Below are 20,733 nucleotides of genomic sequence, written 5' to 3'. Positions count from 1 at the left end.
CACCTGCAATTTAGTAAGCCATTGTAGAAAAGCGCAAGCGCCTTGCCCACCCATATGAACGCAGACTAAGTTCGCCACGTCCTGTGGCAACGTCTGCATGACCCACATCCTGTGGGCCTCAAGCACAAGACGAGCCTCCCAGAAAGGCGTTCTTTGCCTTTTGGGAGGATTGGCTTGTGACCTCGAGGGGGTAGGCGCTGGAGCTAGACAATTCTCGAAGTAAAAATAATTAAGAGTTGAAAAATAAGCCCTGTTTTTTGATCAAGACTTATTTTGCCATGGCCGATAAAAGGGCCGTTGCTTAGTAATGTTATGTTCTATTCGACTATAGTGCAATTTCGCAAATATAGCTGTTTATCAGGTTAATTAAGTAAAGCACCAATAATGCACAAAAGTAAACAGCAAATACAAAACCAGCCATGTAATGGGAACTTAAAATAAAAAAAGAGCTATTGATGTAAGTTCCTCACAATAGCCATCTTTATAAATTTTATTCTTACTGGCTTTTTTCGTCAAGTGCATCTATTTAGGTTTACGGAATATCATCAGGAAAAATGATGTTTTTTCAGGTCTTTACATCAGTATTTCCCAATTAAAGGTAATGTTTGCAGAAAAAAGCCGCAGCTTGTGTGCTTATCAGATTTTTTCTATTTTCTGCAAACCAGTACATATGAACTTATTGGCGGAATTGTGAATTTGGTGCTTATCTTACGTATGGTGGAATTGCCGGCGGTATGTTCATCCGCAATAAGGTCCCAATCCCCATCCGGAAGCAAGATTTCTTCTTCCGTCGCTGAAGGGTTGATAATAACTGCAGCATGGCTGCACCCGGCATTTTGATCAGAGCTGGTTAAGACATATCCAATTAGCGGTTTTTTAATATCCATGAACCGCATGGAATTGCGGATTAATTCCGCATCTGCAAGCCTGAAAAGAGGAATTGACCTTCTAATGCTGATCATCCCTTTAATATATTCAACATTATCGAAATAACGTGATTTTCTCTCCCAGTCCAGTTGATTAATGGAGTCTGGAGCTCGGTAGCTGTTTCCATTCCCTCCTTTGGTCCGATAAAATTCCTGTCCGCTATGCAGAAATGGGATTCCCTGTGACAGGAGTACCATTACGGTTGCCAATCGGTGCTTTTTTTTCTGTGTCATCGGATCCGTATTTTCAGAACAAACCAGGATCTTATCCCATAGAGTGTGATTATCGTGGGATTCCACATAATTTACTGATTGCGATGGGGAGAGGAAGATGCCATTCTCTTTTTTTCGAGGCCAATGCTTCCGGCCAATACCTGCTTTGCCGCATCATAGTAATGGTCATTCCCTAACGCGTATCCTTTATCATATAAATTAAAGGTGCTGCCTTTGATGGAATCTCTGAACCAGTCATTGAATTGTCCGATTCCCGGCAGCTTTTCCTGATTGCGGATGCTTGCTTTCCGGCCTTCCGGTATAGGGGTATTCAAATCCCAGCCTTCTCCAATGATAATGACAGCAGGGTCAATTGATTCCGAAATTCTGCGAACCTCATTCATCGTTTCGATATCGAGGATACCCATCAAATCAAACCTGAAACCATCAATTTGATATTCCTTCATCCAGTATGATACGGAATCAGCAATAAATTTCCTGGCCATCAGACGCTCAGAAGCAAAGTCATTTCCAACTCCGGTGCCATTTGAAAGCATTCCATATTGATCATGGCGGAAGAAATAGCCCGGTACGATTTTTTCAAAAGAAGAATGCTCACGAATATATACATGGTTGTAGACTACGTCCATTATGACTCTAAGCCCTTGGGAATGAACAGCCTGAACCAAAGCTTTCAATTCTCTAATCCGTGAATAGGGATCCAAGGGATCGGAAGAATAGCTTCCTTCCGGGACATTAAAATGGAGCGGATTATAACCCCAGTTGTATTCCTCTTTTGGATTTTTTTCATTTACACCTTCAAAGTCATGGACAGGCAGAAACTCAATGTGAGTTACACCGAGCTGTTTGACATATGACAGGCATGTCGGCTCCCCGTCACTGCCAACAGTGTTTGTCTCGCCCGCTCCCAGATAAAGGCCTTTTTGTTGTGCACCGCTCCCTGGATGAATGGTAAAATCCCTGATATGTGTTTCATATATGATGGCATCTGTCGGCTGATGGAGCGGCGGAAGATCCGGCTTCTTTATTTTTGTACTTTCCAGATTTACGACAGCCCCATATTCACCATTCATAGACGAGGACACAGCATATGGATCTACAGCTTCTTTCCATTCCAGGTTAATGCATACCAGGAAAGAATAAAGAAAACGATCGAGGTCGCCGGTTACTTCACAGCTCCAGACACCCCTCTCTCCTCTTGTCATCTGAAAAAGCTCCGCTTCCCCCTCCAATGCTCCTTTTAACTTCAGCTTTACCATTGCAGCTGTCGGAGCCCAGAGCCTGAAGCACGTCTTTTCTTTGCTGTACGATATACCCAGCGGTCCGTCATAATAGAACTTCTCATCAAAATCACTTGTTCGAATGACCGCTCCGATTTGCAGGTCTGTCTTCCCTCCATATTCATCCACTATCCAGTATTGTTTCCCGAATTCCACATTATGGTCTATTTTGCATGTATATTTAACGGCGTCCTCAATCGGGTTGCTTTGCAATATGTCTGCAGGAAACTCTTCCTCCACGTCTGAAAGGAGAGAGAAACCGGAAGAACGTCCCTGATGATAGCTGAAAGGAAGTAGAATCGTAATGATGTGCATTTCATCCAGGTATGCATTAAAAGTCCTTTCAATCGTTATCATTCCGAACTCAGCTCCTTTGCTTTGTAGGACGGTAATTTAAGAGCAGCTCTCTCCTAAAAATCATCACTATCCTTTAACATATCCTTTAATTATTGAAATGAATTCCGGGCAAACAGATGCTGAAATCGGTGTGCTGTCCAGAACCTCGCCATCTGCGTGGGCAGGGATGGGGTGTGAAGAACGAATGCTGATATTTTTGCCCTGCAGGATTGCGACTTCTTTAAATCCTATATGTCTCCCCTTGAAGACAGAGGCAAATACAAACAAAAGTTTAATCCTGGATATATTGTGGACTACCGTAACATTTAGAATTCCATCAAAAGGGTTTGCATCCGGAGAAATCTTCATACCGCCTCCGTAGAATGGCTGATTGGAAATAGTGATAAACCAGGCTGACCTTATTTGATGTTTTTTTTCGTCAATGATGATTTCAAGATCAGAGCATTTATAGAAAAACAGCTCTTTTATAAGAAAGAGAGCGTATACAAATTTGCCCAGAGAAAGCTGATTCAGGATACCCTTGATCTTTGAATTGTTTACTTTCCGGGAAATCAGTGCATCAAATCCTGCACCCATATTATTAATAAAATATGTTGTTTTCCCATCTGTGTGTCTAATCATTCCGATATCGGCCTTCACAGAATGACTAATTCCCTTAAGTATTGCGGTTAAAGATTCCCCAGGGTCTTTAGGGATATCAAAGCCCCGCGAGAAGTCGTTCCCGGACCCTCCTGGAATAAACCCGACAGTCACATTCTGATGACCCGCCGCGCCATTCATTACTTCATGAACCGTTCCGTCTCCGCCCACAGCAACAAGATACAATCTTTGTCCGCCTGCCTGTTCTATATAAATCTTTGCCAATTCCCTGGCATGGCCGCGGTATTCTGTCCTAACTGCGGAGTACGAGATATTTTTCTCTTTCAGCATCTGCTCAACCTTTCCCCAGACTTTAAGGCAATAGCCATTTTTCGCCTGCGGATTAATAATGAACATAAGTGGTTTATCCCCGTGGAACGTTTCAGGATTCATTCCGATTCTCCCACTCCAGTCTTTTGACTGATGCAGTCTGACAATATTGAAGCAATGCCTGTGCTCCTTTTAATTGAGCATGCTTGAGGGGAGAACGCTGACTTCTCATTGCCTGAAACCATTGATCATAGGTCCTTTTCTCGACCAGCTGCACATCTGCCGGTGCTGCAGGATAATCAATATAGCCATTTCGCGTAAGTACAGCTTTTTTAACCGGCAATTCAATAGAATGAATTTCAAATATTTTTCGGATAATTTTTTCTGTTCTATTTAATGCAAGCAGCGGATTCAGAACTTTTTTTTCTTCCCCTTTTCCCTTTTTTGTCCAGAATCTATCCTTTGAACCTGTGAATACCGCCGAATCCTCCTGCTCCAAAAAGCTGATGCACCATACCTCTGTCGGTCCTATGACAATAATTTCTGTTTCAACCGGAGCCCTTTTCAATAAAAAGATCGGATTATACATGACAAGATACGTATCCGGATATCTCTGCAGAAAATACTTCAGCTTTTCATCATAATAGTAGTGCTTATCGGGAAATGATTTTTCCGTTAGTGTGGAGGTTGCCCATTTCATCTGGAACCGGTAAAGCTGGTCCAGAAACTGGTGTTTTAGATTCTCAATTGTTTCTGGACGTACAGCAAAGGAGGCTTCAAATTCAAGCACATCTTCCTCCTTTTTCACTTTATTTTCGATAGGATCATATTGCTCATATTCTTCATTCCTGCCCCTTTTTAATAACCCCTTTAGTTTTTCCACCAGCGGCTCTTTTTCTTCACCGGACCAGTCCGCTGTGCCCGCAGTATCATGCTGCACGGATTGCGGGGTAAAGGATTCATTTGATTCCCACGCTTTATGCCATTTATCCCACTGCTGTTTTTTCAGCCTGACAAAACGGGAAGGATAAACAAAAATGTCCTGCTGGTAACGTGATACATAATCCTGCAATTTAATTAACTGTCCCATTCTCCTAGCCCTGCTTTCGTAAATAACTTTCTATCTATCATTTACTGTTTAAGTATGTAATTATTTTATTCCGCCAATAGCGGAAAGATGGCAATGCTTTCATATTTCGGCGATTTATCCAGATGAGTTTGATATAGAACAACTTCTGAAGCCTCAAACTCAAGGTGCCCGTCTTTAAATGGACTGTTAACATCGAGCAGACTTTGCTGAAATGGACCAGTGCCGGCCCATTTTCTTGCCATGGTGATATGTGGCTTAAACGGTCTTGTCTCCAGCTCAAATCCCGCTTCCTGACAGGCTGAATATACCTTCAATCTTAAGTCTTGAAGATGCATGTCCTGCTGTGTTCCACACCAGAAAATTCTTGGCGCGTCTTGTTTTCCGAATACGCCAAGTTTGTATATTTGCAGCCTAAAACATTTTTCGTTTCTGATCGAGTCAGCTGCAAGCCTGACAGCTTTCTGCAGTTTGTCTTCAGGGGCCGATCCCAGAAATGCTAATGTAATATGATAATCCTCATGGTGAACCCAGCGGCTAAAAGGCAGTTTGAGACTTACACATTCCATATATTCCTTCAACTTTTCCTTTGTTTCTTCCGGCAATTTCACCGCAAAGAAAAAATGAGCATTCATTTGTTTAGACACTTGATATTCCTCCATATTTCCACTTATTTTAACAAACATCTGTTAAAATTGGCAGATACTTTCTGTTTGTTCTCTTATTTTTGTATCCCTTCTAATTCCTTTTGATTTGATTGGAATAGTCTGTTTTAGTATGATGGATATAATACGGATAGATATAGATTTCCTTTATCAGGATGAAATTAAACAAATTGACATAAAATAACAAAGATAATAGTTCTATAGAGTAAACTTCCTTGTTATTAAATAAGGCTTTTTTCGTATTTATTGTTGTTTTTGGCCTATCAATGTTGTCCGTTGATTTCCGCTCCAGGCTGCTCGCTTTCCGCGGGGCGGGCGGTGAGCCTCCTCAACGCTCCGCGTCTGCGGGGTCTCACCTGTCCCGCTACTCCCGCAGGAGTCTCGCACCTTCCGCTGCAATCAACTCAGTAAATAAAAACAAAAAGCAACAAACCTTTAGAAAACAGCCTTAAATAAAGTCATTTTTGAAAGGGAGAGTCAGATGAAAGTTGTCAACAATCTTGCGGACTTAATTGGAGATACTCCACTTGTAAAATTAAATAAGCTGGCACCTGAAAATGGCGCAAGCATTTATGCAAAGCTTGAATTCTACAATCCAAGCCGCAGTGTAAAAGACCGCGCGGCATATAATATGATTATCGAAGCGGAGAAAGCAGGCAAATTAAAACCTGGTTCAACCATTATTGAACCGACAAGCGGGAACACCGGCATTGGGCTGGCAATGAATGCAGCAGCCCGCGGCTATAAGGCCATTCTGGTTATGCCTGATACTATGACGGCAGAGCGCATCAACCTTTTGAAAGCATATGGAGCAGAAGTTGTCCTGACCCCTGGTGATGACAAAATGCCCGGTGCTATTAAAAAGGCTAATGAACTGGCTGGGGAAATTCCAAACAGCTTTGTGCCGATGCAATTTGAAAATAACGCTAACCCTGATGCACACCGTCACTCAACTGCCATCGAAATTATTGAGGCTATGAAGGAAATCGGCAAACCATTGTCTGCCTTCGTTGCCACGGCAGGTACGGGCGGCACGATTACCGGCACAGGTGAAGTTCTGAAAGAGCATTATACGGGGTTGGAAGTGCATGTAGTGGAGCCAAAAGGCTCGCCCGTCCTATCAGGCGGAAAGCCTGGCAGGCACAAGCTTGTCGGCACAAGTCCGGGATTTGTTCCTGAAATTCTCAATACCGATGTTTATGATGAAATCCATCAAATCAAAGACGAAGAAGCATATGATACAACACGCAGAATGGCAAGAGAAGAAGGGATATTAGTCGGTCCTTCTTCAGGAGCTGCCTGCTATGCCGCCATCCAGGTTGCAAAAAGGCTAAAGCCGGACGATGTTGTCGTATTCATCGTTTGCGATACTGGAGAGAGATATCTTTCAAGCGATCTGTTTCAGTTTGAATAAGCTAAGGTAAGAGACCCCAGGAAATATTCCTGGGGTCTTTCGTTTAAGAATTACCTGATTTTATCAGTCAAACTGCCGCACTGTTTTTCAATAGCCTCTTCAAAAAGGTTTTGTAATTTATTTGTGATAGGGCCTGGACTTCCATTTCCAATCAGCTTTCCTTCAATCTCGATAATCGGAGTAACTTCAGCTGAGGTGCTGGACATAAAGACTTCATCTGCGGACAGTAAATCTTCCTTAGTAAAAGCTGACTCTTCAAGTGCTATTCCATTTTCCCTGCAGATCTCATTGATCTTGCGGCGGGTAATGCCATTTAGGATCAAATTTGTTGCAGGGTGTGTATAAAGTGTTCCATCCTTTACTATGGCTATATTGGAAGAACTTCCCTCAGTCACTGTATCCCCGCGATGCTGAATGGCTTCAAAGCAGCCGGATTGGGCTGCTTTTTGCTTCGCCATGATGTTGCCCAGCAAATTCAGGCTCTTTATATCACATCGCAGCCAGCGGATGTCTTCAATGAGAATAGCTTTAACGCCATTTCTCATTGATTCAACCGGCCTTGTGGTTTCACGGGTGTAGGCGGTAAGCACCGGTGAAACATCTGCACCAGGATATGCATGGTTTCTAGGAGAAGTCCCCCTGGAAAATTGCATATAAACAATACCCAGTTCAAGATTGTTTCTCTCAATCATCTCTATAATCATCTGTTTAAGCTGATCCTTGGAATAAGGAATGCTCAGCTCTATTTTCCGGCCGCTTTCAAGCAGCCTTTCAAGATGCTCATCTGCCGTAAACATTTTTCCGTTATAGATGCGGATTACTTCATAGACGCCATCACCAAATTGATAGCCCCGGTCCTCGATATCCACTTTCGCTTCTGAGCGTTCGATCAAGTCACCATTCAAAATGACATATTCCATTTTCTGCCACTCCCTGTATATGATTTGTTTGTCTATCTATTAGCTGTATGAAAAATCTTTCAGCCATCATATCAGGTTTCAAAGTTATTTCGCAAGTTCATAAATCGCCTGTGCATAAATGGCTGCTGCCTTTAACAAATCCTCAATAAACATATATTCATCTTTTTGATGTGCGACATCTTCCCTGCCTGGGAAGAGCGGGCCAAATGCAACTCCTGACTTTAATGAGCGTGCATATGTCCCCCCGCCAATGGATAAAAGCTCTGCCTTATCGCCAGTCTGCTGTTCATATACTTTTTTCAGTGTTTGAATCAAAACATCATCTTCTTCGACATGATGAGGCTTGGCATCCGAAAAATTCTCCAATCTGAAATGTTTGTTTTCGATTAGAGACTCAAGCTTGTTTTTCGTTTCTCCCATATCATTTGTAACGGGATAGCGTACATTAAAGCCTAAACGGCCGCCATTTTCCTTCGTATATGAAAGTTTGCCTACATTGATGGTTAAGTCGCCTGTAATATCATCCGTGCAGGCAATGCCAAGTTTTCTCCCTCTGGAATCATCACATAAGTATTGTGATACAAACTGAAAATATTGGCATGCCTTCTCATCCAGCTGAAGAGACGCCAGGAATGATGCCATCAGTATACCGGCATTTTTCCCATTATCAGGCTCCATCCCATGAGCCGAAATTCCTTGAAGTTCCAGGATCAGTTCGCCATTATCTATGTAATACTTGCCTTCAAGTTCTGTCTTTTTCAGGAAATTAATATACCTTTGCACCACTTCTGTATGTTCAAGGTGAACCACAAGACTTGCTTTTGCAAAATCAGGAACCATGTTATATCTTCTTCCTGCCTGGAAATAGACAACCTCTGCCAATACTTCTCTGTCTGCTTCTTCGGTGTATCCAGTTTGAACAAGATCAAAATCAGAGATGCCTTTTTCAGCATAAATAATTGGGAAATCTGCATCCGGAGCAAATCCAATTGAAGGCATTTCTTCGTGTTTGAAATAATGCTCAACACAGCGCCAGTCGCTTTCTTCATCTGTTCCGATAATCATTCGCACCCGTTTGCTTAATGGCAGCCCCAATTCTTTTACAATCTTCATGGCATAATAAGCTGCCATTGTTGGGCCTTTATCATCAATTGCCCCTCTGGCAAAGATCTTTCCATCGCGGATTTCTGCACCAAAAGGATCGCTAGTCCATCCATCCCCTTCAGGAACCACGTCAACGTGACAAAGTACTCCAACAATTTCTTCGCCTTCGCCGAATTCCAGATGACCAGCCAGGCTGCCGACGTTTTTTGCAGTGAATCCATCCTTTTCACCAAGTGCAAGCATGAAATCGAGCGCTTCTTTTACCCCTTCCCCAAGGGGAGCCTCATCTGTTGCATTCTCTTCGTCCAGCAGACTTCTGATTCTCAAAAGGTTTTGAGTATCCTTAATTAATTCATCTTTTCTCTTATTAACCTCTTTTTGCCAATCCAATACGTTCATACAGTTGCCTCCTTGACTTGAACACTTATGATTTCCCCATTATAACCCACTTTGTCCGCCTTTTGCTTATGGGACCGTTTAATAAAACATACATTTATTATGCACCAGGAAAGCTGAATCTTGCCAAGATTAGCGTTGATGCGCCTAAAAATAGCCCTAACAGTAAAATGGAGAGGAGAAAAAGGGCTAAGACCGTCCTATTTCTCGCAGTAAAGTAAAAATCCTTTTCACTGTATTTTTTAGTAAAGGGGTGAGACATAATGGCTTTATCCCAAGTAAGAGAGAGCCAGGAATACATCAGGAAAAGAAAGACACCTGATACAATTACCTTTATCCATAAAGGCGGTATAAGAAGAATGCCGGCAGCGCTCACGGAAATGATTTGAAAATAACCGAAAATATACGAGGGGTTTCGAATAAAAATCTTTAAAAATAATTCCGCCAGTCCCGTTATGGGTGTTCTCTTATTAAAGACCCTTCTGGAGTTTCTGAATAATAGCGGTTTTGTCCGCATATAAACAACCGGCTTTTCCAGATCAGGAGCCATCATAAATATCCATTTTATATACTTTGTTTTTTCTTCTTGTTCAAGCATGACCTCAAACTCTAAGGCCGAGATTTTTTTCAGCAGCCGGGAAGCTCTTATAAGTGCGCCGGAAATCAGCAATGCTGATGCAATTATAACCGGAAAGTCTGCACCGATAGACCAGAGTGAATATACAAGCTGGCTGAACCAGCTTAAGAGTACAAACAGCACAAAGGTGACCACATATCTTTTAAATTTCCCTTCAATCCTTTTCAAAAAATAAGAAACTGTCATAATAGACCATTTCAGTGAGATGAAAAAGAGCAGCATGACAGCGATTTGGCCCCAATCTAAAAGATATCTGTTCTTTAAAAAAGGAAGAAAAATAGCAATCATTGCTGCTGTACTGATTGCCTGAAAGATTAGTGAGTAACCAAATCCCCATTTTCTCATTCCCATAAAGAGGGTCTTATTTTTTACCAGAAATACCTTATCTGCCTCTAATACAAATGGGCGGAAATTTCCAATCCATGAAAAAATATAGAACAGAAAGAAAAGGAGAAACAATGGCATGCCAGCCATCCATTCCGGAGTTTCCAGCCACCAGGAGCGATAGTTCATTCCAAAGATGACAGTTCCCGGAACAATGAGATAGACCATGATGGTCCAATCGGCAATGGAACGGAAAATACCAAACTGGTAACTCCAGCTGTTTATTAGCCTTCTGAGGAAGAGAGAGTTACTTTTCATTGCCGTTTCCCTCTGCGATCTGATGAAAACATTCATAAAGTGACCCAGCGGGAAGATTGCATTTCTCCCTGATATCAGATATTGTGCCTGAAGCCTTCAACTGCCCCTCATGCACAATTAAGAAGCGGCTGCATACTTTCTCTGCCGTATCCAGAACATGCGTGGACATGAGAATGCCTGCGCCTCTTTTCCTTTCCCGGTCAACTGATTCCAGAAACAGTTTCATTGCATTAGGATCAAGCCCAATAAACGGTTCATCAATGATATAAACATCCGGAACGGCAATCATCGCAAGAATCAGCATAGCCTTTTGCTGCATTCCTTTTGAATAGGTTCCGGGAAACTTGTGAGCATGTTCAGACAGATTATACTCTTTTAAGAGCTCCTCTGCTTTCTTCCTATAATGTAATTCCGGCAATCCTTCCACTGCCGCTGTAAAATCCAGGTGTTCCCAAAGTGTCAGCTCATCATAAAAAATAGGCCGTTCCGGGATATAGGAATATTTCACACCATGCTTAAATTCCACTGCTCCCTTTTTATGCTCCATCAATCCCAGAATGGTTTTAATCGTTGTGCTTTTTCCAGCGCCGTTTGGCCCTATCAGGCCGATCAATTCCCCTTCCTGTAAATCAAATCGAATATTATGTATGATCGGTTTTTCATTTTCATAGCCTGCTGATGCAATTTCAACGTTTAATAGCTTCATTTTCTCTCCTCCTGACTATACATACGAATATCACTGGAAAAAGTTTGCACTAATTTAATAAAGGCATAAAAAAACTGCCCCTTCAAAGAGGCAGTTTTTATGGCTGGAGGATTTCCATTAATTCTATATTTTCAAAGTCCTTTGCGTAATCATAGGCTGTATAGCCCTCGGCATCTTTCACAGAGGGATCAGCGCCATACTCCAGAAGCAGCGCAGCCATTTCAATATCATCATTAAACACTGCACTCATTAAAGGAGAGGTTTGATAGTTATCGATCACATTAGGGTTGGCCCCGCTTTCGAGCAGAAGAGCAGCGCTGTCATACTGGCCATAAGAAACAGCCCAGTGTAATGCAGTAGTCCCGTCTGCATCCGTTTCTTCAATATCCGCACCATCAGTCAATAATGTGTGAACCATGTCAGTATCATTTTCGCTCGCTGCGTTCATTAGTGCTGTGGCACCTTCAATCCCCATAACTGTTTCAGTCCATAAATCCATTTTTTCAAGTGTTTTAAAGCCAAACCAGAGTCCTGCGGATAAAATCGTCAAAGACAGGACTGACACTGCTGCTCCAATCCAAACTCTGCCCTTCGGTTCTGTTAATTCAATTGTAGATTCATTGGCAAAAAACTTCGATAGGGCATATATTCTTTTTGGCAAGTGGGGATGCGTGGATAGTTTTTCATTCAGCCAGACAAAAAATCCAGTTTCTGTTTGAAGCTGCTCCATATATGCCTGTTTATTGACCTTAGGATAAAGGTCTTTTCCAATGGCAAGCATGGTTAAAGCATCCCTTGATGCTTCAAAAGATTTTATATAAAAGGCAGCATAACGATCACATGTATACTCGCAAGCTCTCAGGTACGCATTCCCCAGGAAGGGAACCCACATAGCAGGAAGCAGGAGGAGACTTATGATAACATGTTTTCTTTTTAAATGAGCGAACTCATGGGCCAGGACGAACAGCACTTCCTTTTCAGCTCCCCGCTCAACCAGCTCAAAAATACCAGAATATAAGACAACCATATTTCTTTTGAAAAATCTGGTGGCAAAGGCATTTAGAACCCCTTCAGACTCAATGACGTAAATATCCGGCAGATCCTGTAAACCCATTTCCTTCGCAGTCATTACTGCTTTTTCATAAATCTCCGGAAACTGTTTCTCACTTATTCTTACCCCGTTTCTTCTGATGCCACCCATCATAATCCCATGGAACAAGAGAGATACAAGGATCAAAGTAAAAATAATAACAATCCCAATAATAGAAAATGCGAGAAAAATATAAGACACAATACTAAATAAAGCAACAAATGCAAAATAAATACTTTCCTTCGGGTATACCAGTCGATCTCTCAGAGTGTGAGCTTCCATAACTTTTCTTCCTTTCAATCTTACATATAAATATACCAATTGATTATAATCAAAAAACAAATTTTAGGATATAGGCAAATCCGGAAAATATTTTAGAATTTTCTGTACATATTACAAGCCCCTTCTGCCATAAGCTATAGTAATCGTGTCTTTTTCAATCGAAGTTTAATTGCAGTAATTTAGGGAATTAAACATACATTAAAAAAGGAGGGAACGCAAAGACTAGAAAAAGAAGCACCATTATAAATATTTTGTAAAATTTTCGCCTTGAAGTAGAAATAATCAGATAATAGAGTTACAATATAGTCAGAGGTATGACATCTTGACTAAAAACCGAATATAAAGGGGTTGTCTGGGGAAAAGAAAACTACATACGATTGAAGGTTAACCTTCAATGTAGCTGTCGGTTGCAGAAAATTGCCATGGGGTTTGAAAAAAGGATAGGGAGTGGTTTTTTTGAAACCTTCGACTAACCGGATGTTAAACCGTGTAAAATCCGTCTACATGTTTATAAGTAAGCGCGGAACTGTAACAACTCAGGAGCTTGTAGAGGAATTTGGGATCACTCCTCGCACCATTCAAAGAGATTTAAATGTCCTCGCCTACAATGACTTGGTTAAGAGTCCGAGCAGAGGGAAATGGACTATTACTCAAAAGAAAGTAAAGATGTCATCATAATACTTAAAGCGAAAACAGCATAATAAATAAAAAATCGCCCTGCTCTCAGGGCGATTTTCATGTCTTATCCCACTTCATAATTCATCAGCATATCAAGCTCTTCTTCCGTCAATTCCCGATATTCTCCCAATTCCAATGTCTCATCCAGCTCGAGCGGGCCCATGGAAAGTCTCTTTAAGTAAATAACTTTCTTTCCCACAGCTTCGAACATCCTTTTCACTTGATGGAACTTGCCTTCTGTTATTGTTAATTCTATATCAGAGGTGATCCCGGACTTAAGAATTTTTAATGTTCCGGGCTTGGTTTCATAGCCATCATCCAATATAACCCCTTTTTGAAATGCGGCTATATCCTCTGCTGTAACTTCACTGTCTATGACTGCAAAATAGGTTTTGGGGACATGTTTTTTGGGTGAAAGCAGGCGATGGGACAACTGGCCATCATTCGTCAGCAGCAAAAGTCCTTCTGTATCCTTATCGAGACGCCCTACCGGAAAAGGAGAAAACACTAGGTCTTCCATTTCGAGCAGGTCCACCACGGTCTCAGATTGTGAGTCCTCTGTTGCCGAAATGACGCCAGGCGGTTTGTTCATCATTAAATAAATGAATTCCTTGTATTCAACTTTTTCGCCGTTGATGATAACGGCATCCTGTTCAGGATCGACATGGTGTTTTGGATCCTTTACTTTCTCATCATTAACGGTTACGGCTCCATCTTTTAATAGCTTTTTAACATCCTTACGGCTGCCGTAGCCGAGGTTGGCGAGCATTTTGTCTATTCTCATAATGACCCTCCCTATTAATCAAATTTACTCCAATTTAGTTTTAAGTCCGTTATTAAAACACCTTAAATATTCTGCCCGTTGATTTCAGCACGGGTCACTTGCTTTCCGCGGGGCAGGCGGTGAGCCTCCTCGTCGCTTCGCGCCTGCGGGGTCTCACCTGTCCTGCTACTCCCGCAGGAGTCAAGTAACCTCCGCTCCAATCAACTCAGTGCTTTGGTATAAAGGCAACTAAAACAAACCCTAAGAATTCTTTAGAAAAGGCCCCCATCATGGAGACCTTTTATTTTTTATGCTTTCAGTCTTAATTTCTTCAGCATTCTATCAACCCTTGATCCGAAGAGGAGATAGATTAGTTTTGTTCTGAAGCTTAGGTAGAAATAAACTCCGGCTCCTGCTGCTGCGCAGATGATGACAATAATTATTGCCTGGACATTGGATGCCGGGGATAAAAAGACAGTTATGATTTTATAAACAATGCCTGCAGCAATGTACATGCATGCAGTAAATAATACAATCAGCGTACCTCGTCTTAAGACAAGTTTGAATGGATATTTTGCATATGTTTTTATTACATACAGGTTAATTAAGATCGCCGCAATATAGCCAAGTGCGGTTGCAAATACGGCTCCCTGTGTTTCGAACAGTTTTATGAGCGGAATATTCAATGACAGCTTTACAAGCAGGCCTGTCAGCAAGCTCAAAATTGTGAACCGCTGTTCGTTGATTCCCTGCAGAATAGCTGCTGTTACCGAAAAGTAAGCAAAGAGAATCGCCACCGGTGCATAAGTTCTCAACACTTCAGTACCCAAATCTTTATGCTCATAGAATAGGGTAAAAACGGGCTCTGCAAGCAGGGACAATCCTGCCACGGCAGGAAGAGTCAGAAATAAAAGCACCTGGAACGTCTGGTTCAGCTGGCGATTTAAGTCTGCCCGGTCTTCTTCCATGAATGCTTTCGTCACACTCGGCACAAGCGTCAGCGAGAAGGCTGTGGCAAGTGAGACCGGAATGATGACCAGCTTATGGGTCTCAAAGTTCAGGACAGAAAATGCTGCTACAGCATTGCCTGCTTCGCCAATAGCGTCCATCGCTCTGGTAAATGTAATCTGATCAATAAACTGAAAGAGCGGATTTGCAAGACCTACAAACACAAAAGGTGCAGCATAAAGAATGATTTCTTTGTATATCTCCTTTAGAGAGATGTCCACTGTTCCTTTATCTTCTTCAAGCATTTTATCCAAATGCGGCTTGCGTTTATACCAGTACCAGAATAACACCCCGAGGCTTCCGAGTCCTCCAATAAAAGCTGCGAAAGTGGCGACACTGATTGCTGCAGTGAGCGAGCCTTCCATCACATTTAAGACCACATATGCACCTGCAAGCACAAACAGGATGCGGACAATCTGCTCCACTACCTGTGAAACCGCAGTTGGCCCCATAGACTGATGACCCTGGAAAAATCCTCTTATCAAACTCATGAAGGGAATAATAATCAGGGCAAATGATACCGCTCTGATTACGGTTGTAACATCTTCTACACTTACCTCCACATCTTTCCCTGCCAGGGTCATTTCAGCAACAGCCGGAGCAAGGAAGAACAGGATCAGGAATGAGATGACTCCGCTTGCCGTCATGATCACCAAACCTGACTTGAACAGCTTTCTGCCGACAGCATACTCCTCTATAGCATTGTATTTAGAGATAAACTTTGAAACTGCCAGCGGAACCCCTGCAGTTGCGATACTGATAAAGATTGTATAAGGTGTATACGAAAAGGAATAAAGGGCTGTCCCTTCCTTCCCGACTATTTGATAAAAAGGAATAACATAAAACAAACCAAGAACCTTCGAGATAATGGTGCCAAGCGTAAGGATGAAGGTTCCTTTTAAAAGCTTAGATGACATATAATCCCTTCCTTAAAAAAACTGCGCATTAATCTAGAACAGTATATGAATGCCGAGCTGCGTTCGTCATTTTTCTATCTTTTTAGACACACTATTTGTAGTGTACTCTTCTTGCCGGGGAAATTCCACTTGCAATACCGTATAATGAGGGATTATTTTTAGAAATAGGATATTTGATTTATAATGAATCTATTGTTTACTTAGCGAATTTAGATAAGTTGGTGAAACCATGAAATATGATGTAATAGTGATAGGCGGAGGTCCTTCGGGATTGATGGCAGCAATCGGTGCTGCGGAGAAAAAGGCAAAGGTTCTGCTGATTGACAAAGGAAACAAGCTTGGCAGGAAGCTTGCCATTTCCGGCGGGGGTCGCTGCAATGTCACAAATCGGCTTCCAGTAGATGAAATCATTAAGCATATTCCCGGCAATGGGAGGTTTTTGTACAGTGCTTTTTCGATTTTCAGCAATGAAGATATTATCCGCTTCTTTGAGAATTTGGGAATTGAGCTGAAAGAGGAAGATCATGGGCGAATGTTTCCCGTTACCGACAAAGCGCAGTCGGTTGTTGATGCCTTAATTTCAAGGCTGAGGGAACTGAAGGTCGATATCAAAACAGACAGCCCGATCCAGGATGTTCACTATGAAAACGGCAGGGTGAAATCGGTAGAATTAAAAACAGGCGATGTTTATGAAGCAGACTCTGTTGTGATAGCCGTCGGAGGAAAATCAGTTCCTCACACCGGCTCAACCGGTGACGGCTATGCATGGGCGGAAAAAGCAGGCCATACGATTACAGAGCTTTTTCCAACTGAAGTGCCGCTTACTTCTTCAGAGAGCTTTATTAAAGAAAAAGCGCTGCAGGGCTTGTCGCTGCGGAGTGTGGCACTTAGTGTGTTAAACCCTAAAGGAAAAGCGCTCATCACCCATCGGATGGATATGATCTTCACACATCTCGGCATAAGCGGCCCGGCAGTCTTGCGCTGCAGCCAGTATGCGGTGAAAGCGATGAAGAAATGGAATTTAAAAGAAGTAACCATGAACCTGGATGCACTCCCGGATATAAAGGAAGAACCTCTTTTTCAGGAAGTGTCCAAAAAGATTAAAGAAGAACCGAAGAAAATCATTAAAAACCTCTTAAAAGGACTGCTTCCGGAAAGGTATCTGCTATTTCTTCTTGAACAGAACGGAATTGATCCATCTGCACAAGGGGCTGCAATCTCCAATGAAAAAATCAGAAGCTTTGTTAAGGGCTGCAAATCTTTTCAGTTTAAAGTAAACGGCACTTTGCCTCTTGATAAAGCCTTTGTTACGGGCGGAGGTGTTTCCGTCAAAGAAATTGAACCGCAGACAATGGCATCAAAAATGATGGAAGGTCTTTTCTTCTGCGGAGAAATTTTGGATATCCATGGCTACACAGGCGGTTACAATATCACTTCGGCACTTGTAACAGGCCGGTTAGCCGGATTAAACGCAGCTGCATCTGCACATACCGTGTAATAAAAATAGAGCCTGATGCATTAGAGTCAGGCTCTATATATTACCATGGCAGTAAAACAATAAATCTGTTCGTCTTCATCCTCATGCACTGCGGCCACATTATATTTGATATCCAGAAGTTTTTTCTCCTCAATTTTCTCAAGAAAATGATTCATATCCTTTTCCAGGTCTTTTTCATGCTCATGATCGAATAACTTTACCTTAATCATAGAGTTGTTTCCTCCCAGTATTTTTTACTAGCTTGGACAATTTTCGGAATTTTTAAAATAACAATCCGAAAAAAAACGAAGCCTAATTGGCCCCGTTTGTAATTTATTCTGTTTTCCCCTGCCAGTCCAGCATTCCGCCAGCCATATTGCGAACCTTATATCCTTGTTCCTGCAAGTAATGACATACATTTCCGCTGCGGCCGCCAGAGCGGCAGATAATGATATACTCAGTGTCTTTATCAAATTTATCCAGATTCTCAGGGATCGTGCCCATGCGGATATGTCTGGCTCCAGGAATCATTCCGGATGCCACTTCTTCATCTTCTCTAACATCTACAAGCTCAAGCTTCTCTCCAGCCTCCAGCTTTTTTTGCAATTCATCCGTGGTAATCTCTTCAATACGGTCCAAACTTAACACCCTTTCCGGAAATCTTTTTAAATAGCACTTTGCATTTACTTATACTGCCACTCCTATAATACCCTATATGGCACGAAAAAAAAAATGAGAAGTTTCTTTATCACAAATACAAAAAAACCACCCCTGATCAACTAGAGGTGGTTTCATCTCATATAACTTAATTTGCAACGATATTTACAAGCTTGCCCGGTACTGCGATTACTTTACGGACAGTTTTTCCGTCAATTTGCTCTTTTACTTTTTCATCACCCATTGCGATCTGCTCCAATAGGTCTTTTTTAGCATCGGCCGGAACCATTAGCTTCGCTTTGACTTTGCCGTTGATTTGAATAACGATTTCGACCTCGTCATCCACCATTTTGGCTTCATCAAATGCCGGCCATGCTTCGTAAGCAATGGATTCACCATGGCCCAGTTTCGACCAAAGCTCTTCTGTAATATGAGGTGCGATTGGTGAAAGCATTTTAACAAAACCTTCTACAAAAGTTTTAGGAAGCACATCCGCTTTATATGCTTCGTTGATGAATACCATCATTTGAGAAATAGCTGTGTTAAAACGAAGTCCTTCGTAGTCCTCAGTTACTTTTTTCACCGTTTGGTGGTAAACCTTTTCAAGACTGCTGCCTTCTTCAATGTCCTGAATTCTCGGGCTCAATTCACCAGTCTCTTCCACAAACAAACGCCAGATGCGGTCAAGGAATCTTCTTGAGCCATCCAATCCATTTGCAGACCAGGCGATGGAAGCTTCAAGCGGCCCCATGAACATTTCGTATAGACGAAGAGTATCTGCACCATGGCTCTCTACGATTTCATCCGGGTTAACGACATTGCCTTTTGATTTACTCATTTTCTCATTGTTTTCCCCAAGAATCATACCCTGGTTGAATAGCTTTTGGAACGGTTCCTTCGTATGGACAACTCCCACATCGTAAAGGACCTTGTGCCAGAAGCGGGCATATAGAAGGTGAAGAACCGCATGTTCAGCTCCTCCGATATATATATCAACCGGAAGCCATTCTTTTAATTTCTCGGGATCTGCAAGAGCTTCACTATTTTTCGGATCAATATAGCGAAGGTAGTACCAGCAGCTGCCTGCCCATTGCGGCATTGTGTTCGTTTCCCTGCGGCCTTTTTTACCAGTTTCCGGATCCACAACATTAACCCAATCATCGATGTTGGCTAATGGTGACTCACCAGTACCGGATGGCTTGATCTCCGTTGTTTTTGGAAGCACTAATGGAAGCTGATCTTCCGGCACGGCAGTCATTGTGCCATCTTCCCAGTGGATGACTGGAATCGGCTCGCCCCAATAGCGCTGGCGGCTGAATAACCAGTCACGAAGACGGTAAGTAACCTTCTTAGTGCCAATACCTTTTTCTTCAAGCCAGGCAATCATTTTCTCAATAGCGTCCTCTTTGTTTAAACCATCAAGGAAACCTGAATTCACATGCTCGCCATCGCCAGTGTATGCTTCTTTATCAACATCTCCCCCGGCAACGACTTCTTTAATAGGCAGATCAAATTGCTTGGCGAACTCATAGTCGCGCTCGTCATGTGCCGGAACCGCCATGATGGCACCTGTTCCATAGCTGACTAGTACATAATCTGCAATCCAGATTGGCATTTTTTCGCCGTTGGCCGGGTTGATCGCGTACGCACCAGTGAAGACACCCGTTTTTTCTTTAGCAAGATCTGTCCGCTCAAGATCGCTCTTGCTCTTTACTTTGTCAATGTAAGCCTGAACTGCTTCTTGCTGCCCCTCTGTGGTGATCTTATCAACAAGCGCGTGCTCTGGAGCAAGTACAGCATATGTTGCACCATATAATGTGTCAGGACGTGTTGTGAATACGGTGAATGTGCCATCATGTCCTTCAATATTGAATGTCACTTCGGCTCCTTCAGAGCGGCCGATCCAGTTGCGCTGCATATCCTTAAGGCTCTCTGGCCAATCCAATAAATCAAGATCTTCAAGCAGGCGATCCGCATAAGCCGTAATTTTCAGCATCCACTGTCTCATTGGGCGGCGTTCTACCGGATGGCCTCCGCGCTCGCTTTTTCCGTCGATAACCTCTTCATTTGCAAGTACTGTTCCAAGTGCAGGACACCAGTTAACAGCTACTTCATCGATATAAGCAAGCCCTTTTTCATAAAGCTTTAAGAAGATCCATTGAGTCCATTTATAGTATTCAGGGTCTGTTGTGTTTACTTCACGATCCCAGTCATAGGAGAAGCCTAACGCCTTGATCTGGCGGCGGAAGGTGTTGATATTCTGTTCTGTGAATTCTGCCGGGTCATTCCCTGTATCAAGTGCATATTGCTCTGCAGGTAAACCAAATGCATCCCAGCCCATCGGATGAAGGACATTATAGCCCTGCATGCGCTTCATGCGGGAAAGGATATCTGTTGCCGTATATCCTTCCGGGTGGCCAACGTGTAGACCTGCGCCTGAAGGATACGGGAACATATCAAGTGCATAAAACTTGCGCTTGCCTTTATCTTCAGTTGTTTTGAATGTTTTATTTTCTTCCCAGTGGCCCTGCCACTTTTTTTCAATCTCCTGATGATTGAAACTCATTTTGTTTCCTCCTATTAA

16 protein-coding genes and 1 pseudogene are annotated in these 20,733 nt (G+C 42.5%); 3 read left to right on the top strand and 14 right to left on the bottom strand.

Annotated elements, in window-relative coordinates; translation table 11 throughout:
- Positions 1 to 647: 647 nt before the first annotated feature.
- The 4 genes and pseudogenes from pulA to thpR form a co-directional block, all read right to left on the bottom strand.
- Positions 648 to 2,797, bottom strand: a pseudogene (gene pulA, locus LLY41_RS04895) (type I pullulanase).
- 66 nt (positions 2,798 to 2,863) lie between these two features.
- A complete protein-coding gene (locus tag LLY41_RS04890) occupies positions 2,864 to 3,829 on the bottom strand; it encodes a diacylglycerol/lipid kinase family protein (RefSeq protein ID WP_304587079.1) in 966 nt (321 codons plus the stop codon).
- Positions 3,819 to 4,796: a nuclease-related domain-containing protein gene (locus LLY41_RS04885; RefSeq protein ID WP_304587078.1), complete on the bottom strand. Its 978-nt coding sequence runs from the start codon at positions 4,794 to 4,796 to the stop codon at positions 3,819 to 3,821. The genes LLY41_RS04890 and LLY41_RS04885 overlap by 11 nt, the downstream gene beginning before the upstream one ends.
- A 65-nt stretch (positions 4,797 to 4,861) precedes the next feature.
- A complete protein-coding gene (thpR, locus tag LLY41_RS04880; protein ID WP_304587077.1) occupies positions 4,862 to 5,440 on the bottom strand; it encodes an RNA 2',3'-cyclic phosphodiesterase in 579 nt (192 codons plus the stop codon).
- 499 nt (positions 5,441 to 5,939) lie between these two features.
- Here thpR and cysK point away from each other — a divergent pair, with 499 nt between their 5' ends.
- Positions 5,940 to 6,872: a cysteine synthase A gene (gene cysK, locus LLY41_RS04875; RefSeq protein WP_095244487.1), complete on the top strand. Its 933-nt coding sequence runs from the start codon at positions 5,940 to 5,942 to the stop codon at positions 6,870 to 6,872.
- 50 nt (positions 6,873 to 6,922) lie between these two features.
- Here the strand turns inward: cysK and dat are convergent, their stop codons facing one another.
- The 5 genes from dat to LLY41_RS04850 all read right to left on the bottom strand — a co-directional run bounded on the left by dat (position 6,923) and on the right by LLY41_RS04850 (position 12,649).
- Positions 6,923 to 7,792, bottom strand: a complete 870-nt coding sequence (gene dat / locus LLY41_RS04870) for a D-amino-acid transaminase (RefSeq protein ID WP_304587076.1) — start codon at positions 7,790 to 7,792, stop codon at positions 6,923 to 6,925.
- 84 nt (positions 7,793 to 7,876) lie between these two features.
- Entirely contained in the window at positions 7,877 to 9,295 is a 1,419-nt protein-coding gene (gene pepV, locus LLY41_RS04865) for a dipeptidase PepV (RefSeq protein WP_304587075.1), read from the bottom strand.
- 97 nt (positions 9,296 to 9,392) lie between these two features.
- On the bottom strand, positions 9,393 to 10,571 hold the full coding sequence (locus tag LLY41_RS04860; RefSeq protein ID WP_304587074.1) for an ABC transporter permease: 1,179 nt from the start codon (positions 10,569 to 10,571) through the stop codon (positions 9,393 to 9,395).
- Positions 10,561 to 11,277, bottom strand: coding sequence for an ABC transporter ATP-binding protein (locus LLY41_RS04855; protein WP_304587073.1), 717 nt, complete (start codon positions 11,275 to 11,277; stop codon positions 10,561 to 10,563). The genes LLY41_RS04860 and LLY41_RS04855 overlap by 11 nt, the downstream gene beginning before the upstream one ends.
- 97 nt (positions 11,278 to 11,374) lie before the next feature.
- Positions 11,375 to 12,649, bottom strand: coding sequence for a M48 family metallopeptidase (locus LLY41_RS04850; RefSeq protein WP_304587072.1), 1,275 nt, complete (start codon positions 12,647 to 12,649; stop codon positions 11,375 to 11,377).
- A gap of 456 nt (positions 12,650 to 13,105) precedes the next feature.
- Between LLY41_RS04850 and LLY41_RS04845 the strand changes: the two genes are divergently transcribed.
- The gene (locus LLY41_RS04845) at positions 13,106 to 13,327 is read left to right on the top strand and encodes a DeoR family transcriptional regulator (RefSeq protein WP_026041817.1); all 222 of its coding nucleotides are present in this window, start codon (positions 13,106 to 13,108) and stop codon (positions 13,325 to 13,327) included.
- Positions 13,328 to 13,391: 64 nt separating this feature from the next.
- On the opposite strand, the gene LLY41_RS04840 is transcribed toward LLY41_RS04845, so the two are convergent.
- Together LLY41_RS04840 and LLY41_RS04835 are read right to left on the bottom strand one after the other, a co-directional pair.
- Complete coding sequence (locus tag LLY41_RS04840; RefSeq protein ID WP_304587071.1) at positions 13,392 to 14,111, bottom strand: pseudouridine synthase; 720 nt, start codon at positions 14,109 to 14,111, stop codon at positions 13,392 to 13,394.
- Between the two features lie 287 nt (positions 14,112 to 14,398).
- Positions 14,399 to 16,015, bottom strand: a complete 1,617-nt coding sequence (locus tag LLY41_RS04835; protein ID WP_095244494.1) for a putative polysaccharide biosynthesis protein — start codon at positions 16,013 to 16,015, stop codon at positions 14,399 to 14,401.
- Positions 16,016 to 16,244: 229 nt separating this feature from the next.
- On the opposite strand from LLY41_RS04835, the gene LLY41_RS04830 reads away from it, so the two are divergent.
- Entirely contained in the window at positions 16,245 to 17,513 is a 1,269-nt protein-coding gene (locus tag LLY41_RS04830; RefSeq protein ID WP_095244495.1) for a BaiN/RdsA family NAD(P)/FAD-dependent oxidoreductase, read from the top strand.
- A gap of 26 nt (positions 17,514 to 17,539) precedes the next feature.
- On the opposite strand, the gene LLY41_RS04825 is transcribed toward LLY41_RS04830, so the two are convergent.
- The 3 genes from LLY41_RS04825 to leuS all read right to left on the bottom strand — a co-directional run bounded on the left by LLY41_RS04825 (position 17,540) and on the right by leuS (position 20,715).
- Complete coding sequence (locus LLY41_RS04825) at positions 17,540 to 17,722, bottom strand: sporulation protein Cse60 (RefSeq protein ID WP_076261883.1); 183 nt, start codon at positions 17,720 to 17,722, stop codon at positions 17,540 to 17,542.
- Positions 17,723 to 17,825: 103 nt separating this feature from the next.
- Complete coding sequence (locus LLY41_RS04820; protein ID WP_095244510.1) at positions 17,826 to 18,131, bottom strand: rhodanese-like domain-containing protein; 306 nt, start codon at positions 18,129 to 18,131, stop codon at positions 17,826 to 17,828.
- A gap of 166 nt (positions 18,132 to 18,297) precedes the next feature.
- Positions 18,298 to 20,715 carry a leucine--tRNA ligase gene (leuS, locus tag LLY41_RS04815; RefSeq protein ID WP_304587070.1) on the bottom strand — a complete coding sequence of 806 codons (2,418 nt, stop codon included), beginning with the start codon at positions 20,713 to 20,715 and terminating at the stop codon, positions 18,298 to 18,300.
- Between the last annotated feature and the right edge of the window lie 18 nt (positions 20,716 to 20,733).

The sequence above is a fragment of the Cytobacillus firmus genome, from assembly GCF_023612095.1.
Taxonomy (GTDB): Bacteria; Bacillota; Bacilli; order Bacillales; family Cytobacillaceae; genus Cytobacillus.
Note: the sequence above shows the minus strand (reverse complement) of the source record. Positions and strands in the feature narration are given on the sequence as shown.

Excerpts from the sequence above, each read along its gene's own strand:
- LLY41_RS04850 (WP_304587072.1), bottom strand. The coding sequence starts at position 12,649 with ATGGAAGCTCACACTCTGAGAGATCGACTGGTATACCCGAAGGAAAGT.
- LLY41_RS04890 (WP_304587079.1), bottom strand. The coding sequence starts at position 3,829 with ATGAATCCTGAAACGTTCCACGGGGATAAACCACTTATGTTCATTATT.
- leuS (WP_304587070.1), bottom strand. The coding sequence starts at position 20,715 with ATGAGTTTCAATCATCAGGAGATTGAAAAAAAGTGGCAGGGCCACTGG.
- LLY41_RS04835 (WP_095244494.1), bottom strand. The coding sequence starts at position 16,015 with ATGTCATCTAAGCTTTTAAAAGGAACCTTCATCCTTACGCTTGGCACC.
- cysK (WP_095244487.1), top strand. The coding sequence starts at position 5,940 with ATGAAAGTTGTCAACAATCTTGCGGACTTAATTGGAGATACTCCACTT.
- dat (WP_304587076.1), bottom strand. The coding sequence starts at position 7,792 with ATGGAATATGTCATTTTGAATGGTGACTTGATCGAACGCTCAGAAGCG.
- LLY41_RS04830 (WP_095244495.1), top strand. The coding sequence starts at position 16,245 with ATGAAATATGATGTAATAGTGATAGGCGGAGGTCCTTCGGGATTGATG.
- LLY41_RS04885 (WP_304587078.1), bottom strand. The coding sequence starts at position 4,796 with ATGGGACAGTTAATTAAATTGCAGGATTATGTATCACGTTACCAGCAG.
- pepV (WP_304587075.1), bottom strand. The coding sequence starts at position 9,295 with ATGAACGTATTGGATTGGCAAAAAGAGGTTAATAAGAGAAAAGATGAA.
- LLY41_RS04855 (WP_304587073.1), bottom strand. The coding sequence starts at position 11,277 with ATGAAGCTATTAAACGTTGAAATTGCATCAGCAGGCTATGAAAATGAA.
- LLY41_RS04860 (WP_304587074.1), bottom strand. The coding sequence starts at position 10,571 with ATGAAAAGTAACTCTCTCTTCCTCAGAAGGCTAATAAACAGCTGGAGT.
- LLY41_RS04840 (WP_304587071.1), bottom strand. The coding sequence starts at position 14,111 with ATGAGAATAGACAAAATGCTCGCCAACCTCGGCTACGGCAGCCGTAAG.
- LLY41_RS04825 (WP_076261883.1), bottom strand. The coding sequence starts at position 17,722 with ATGATTAAGGTAAAGTTATTCGATCATGAGCATGAAAAAGACCTGGAA.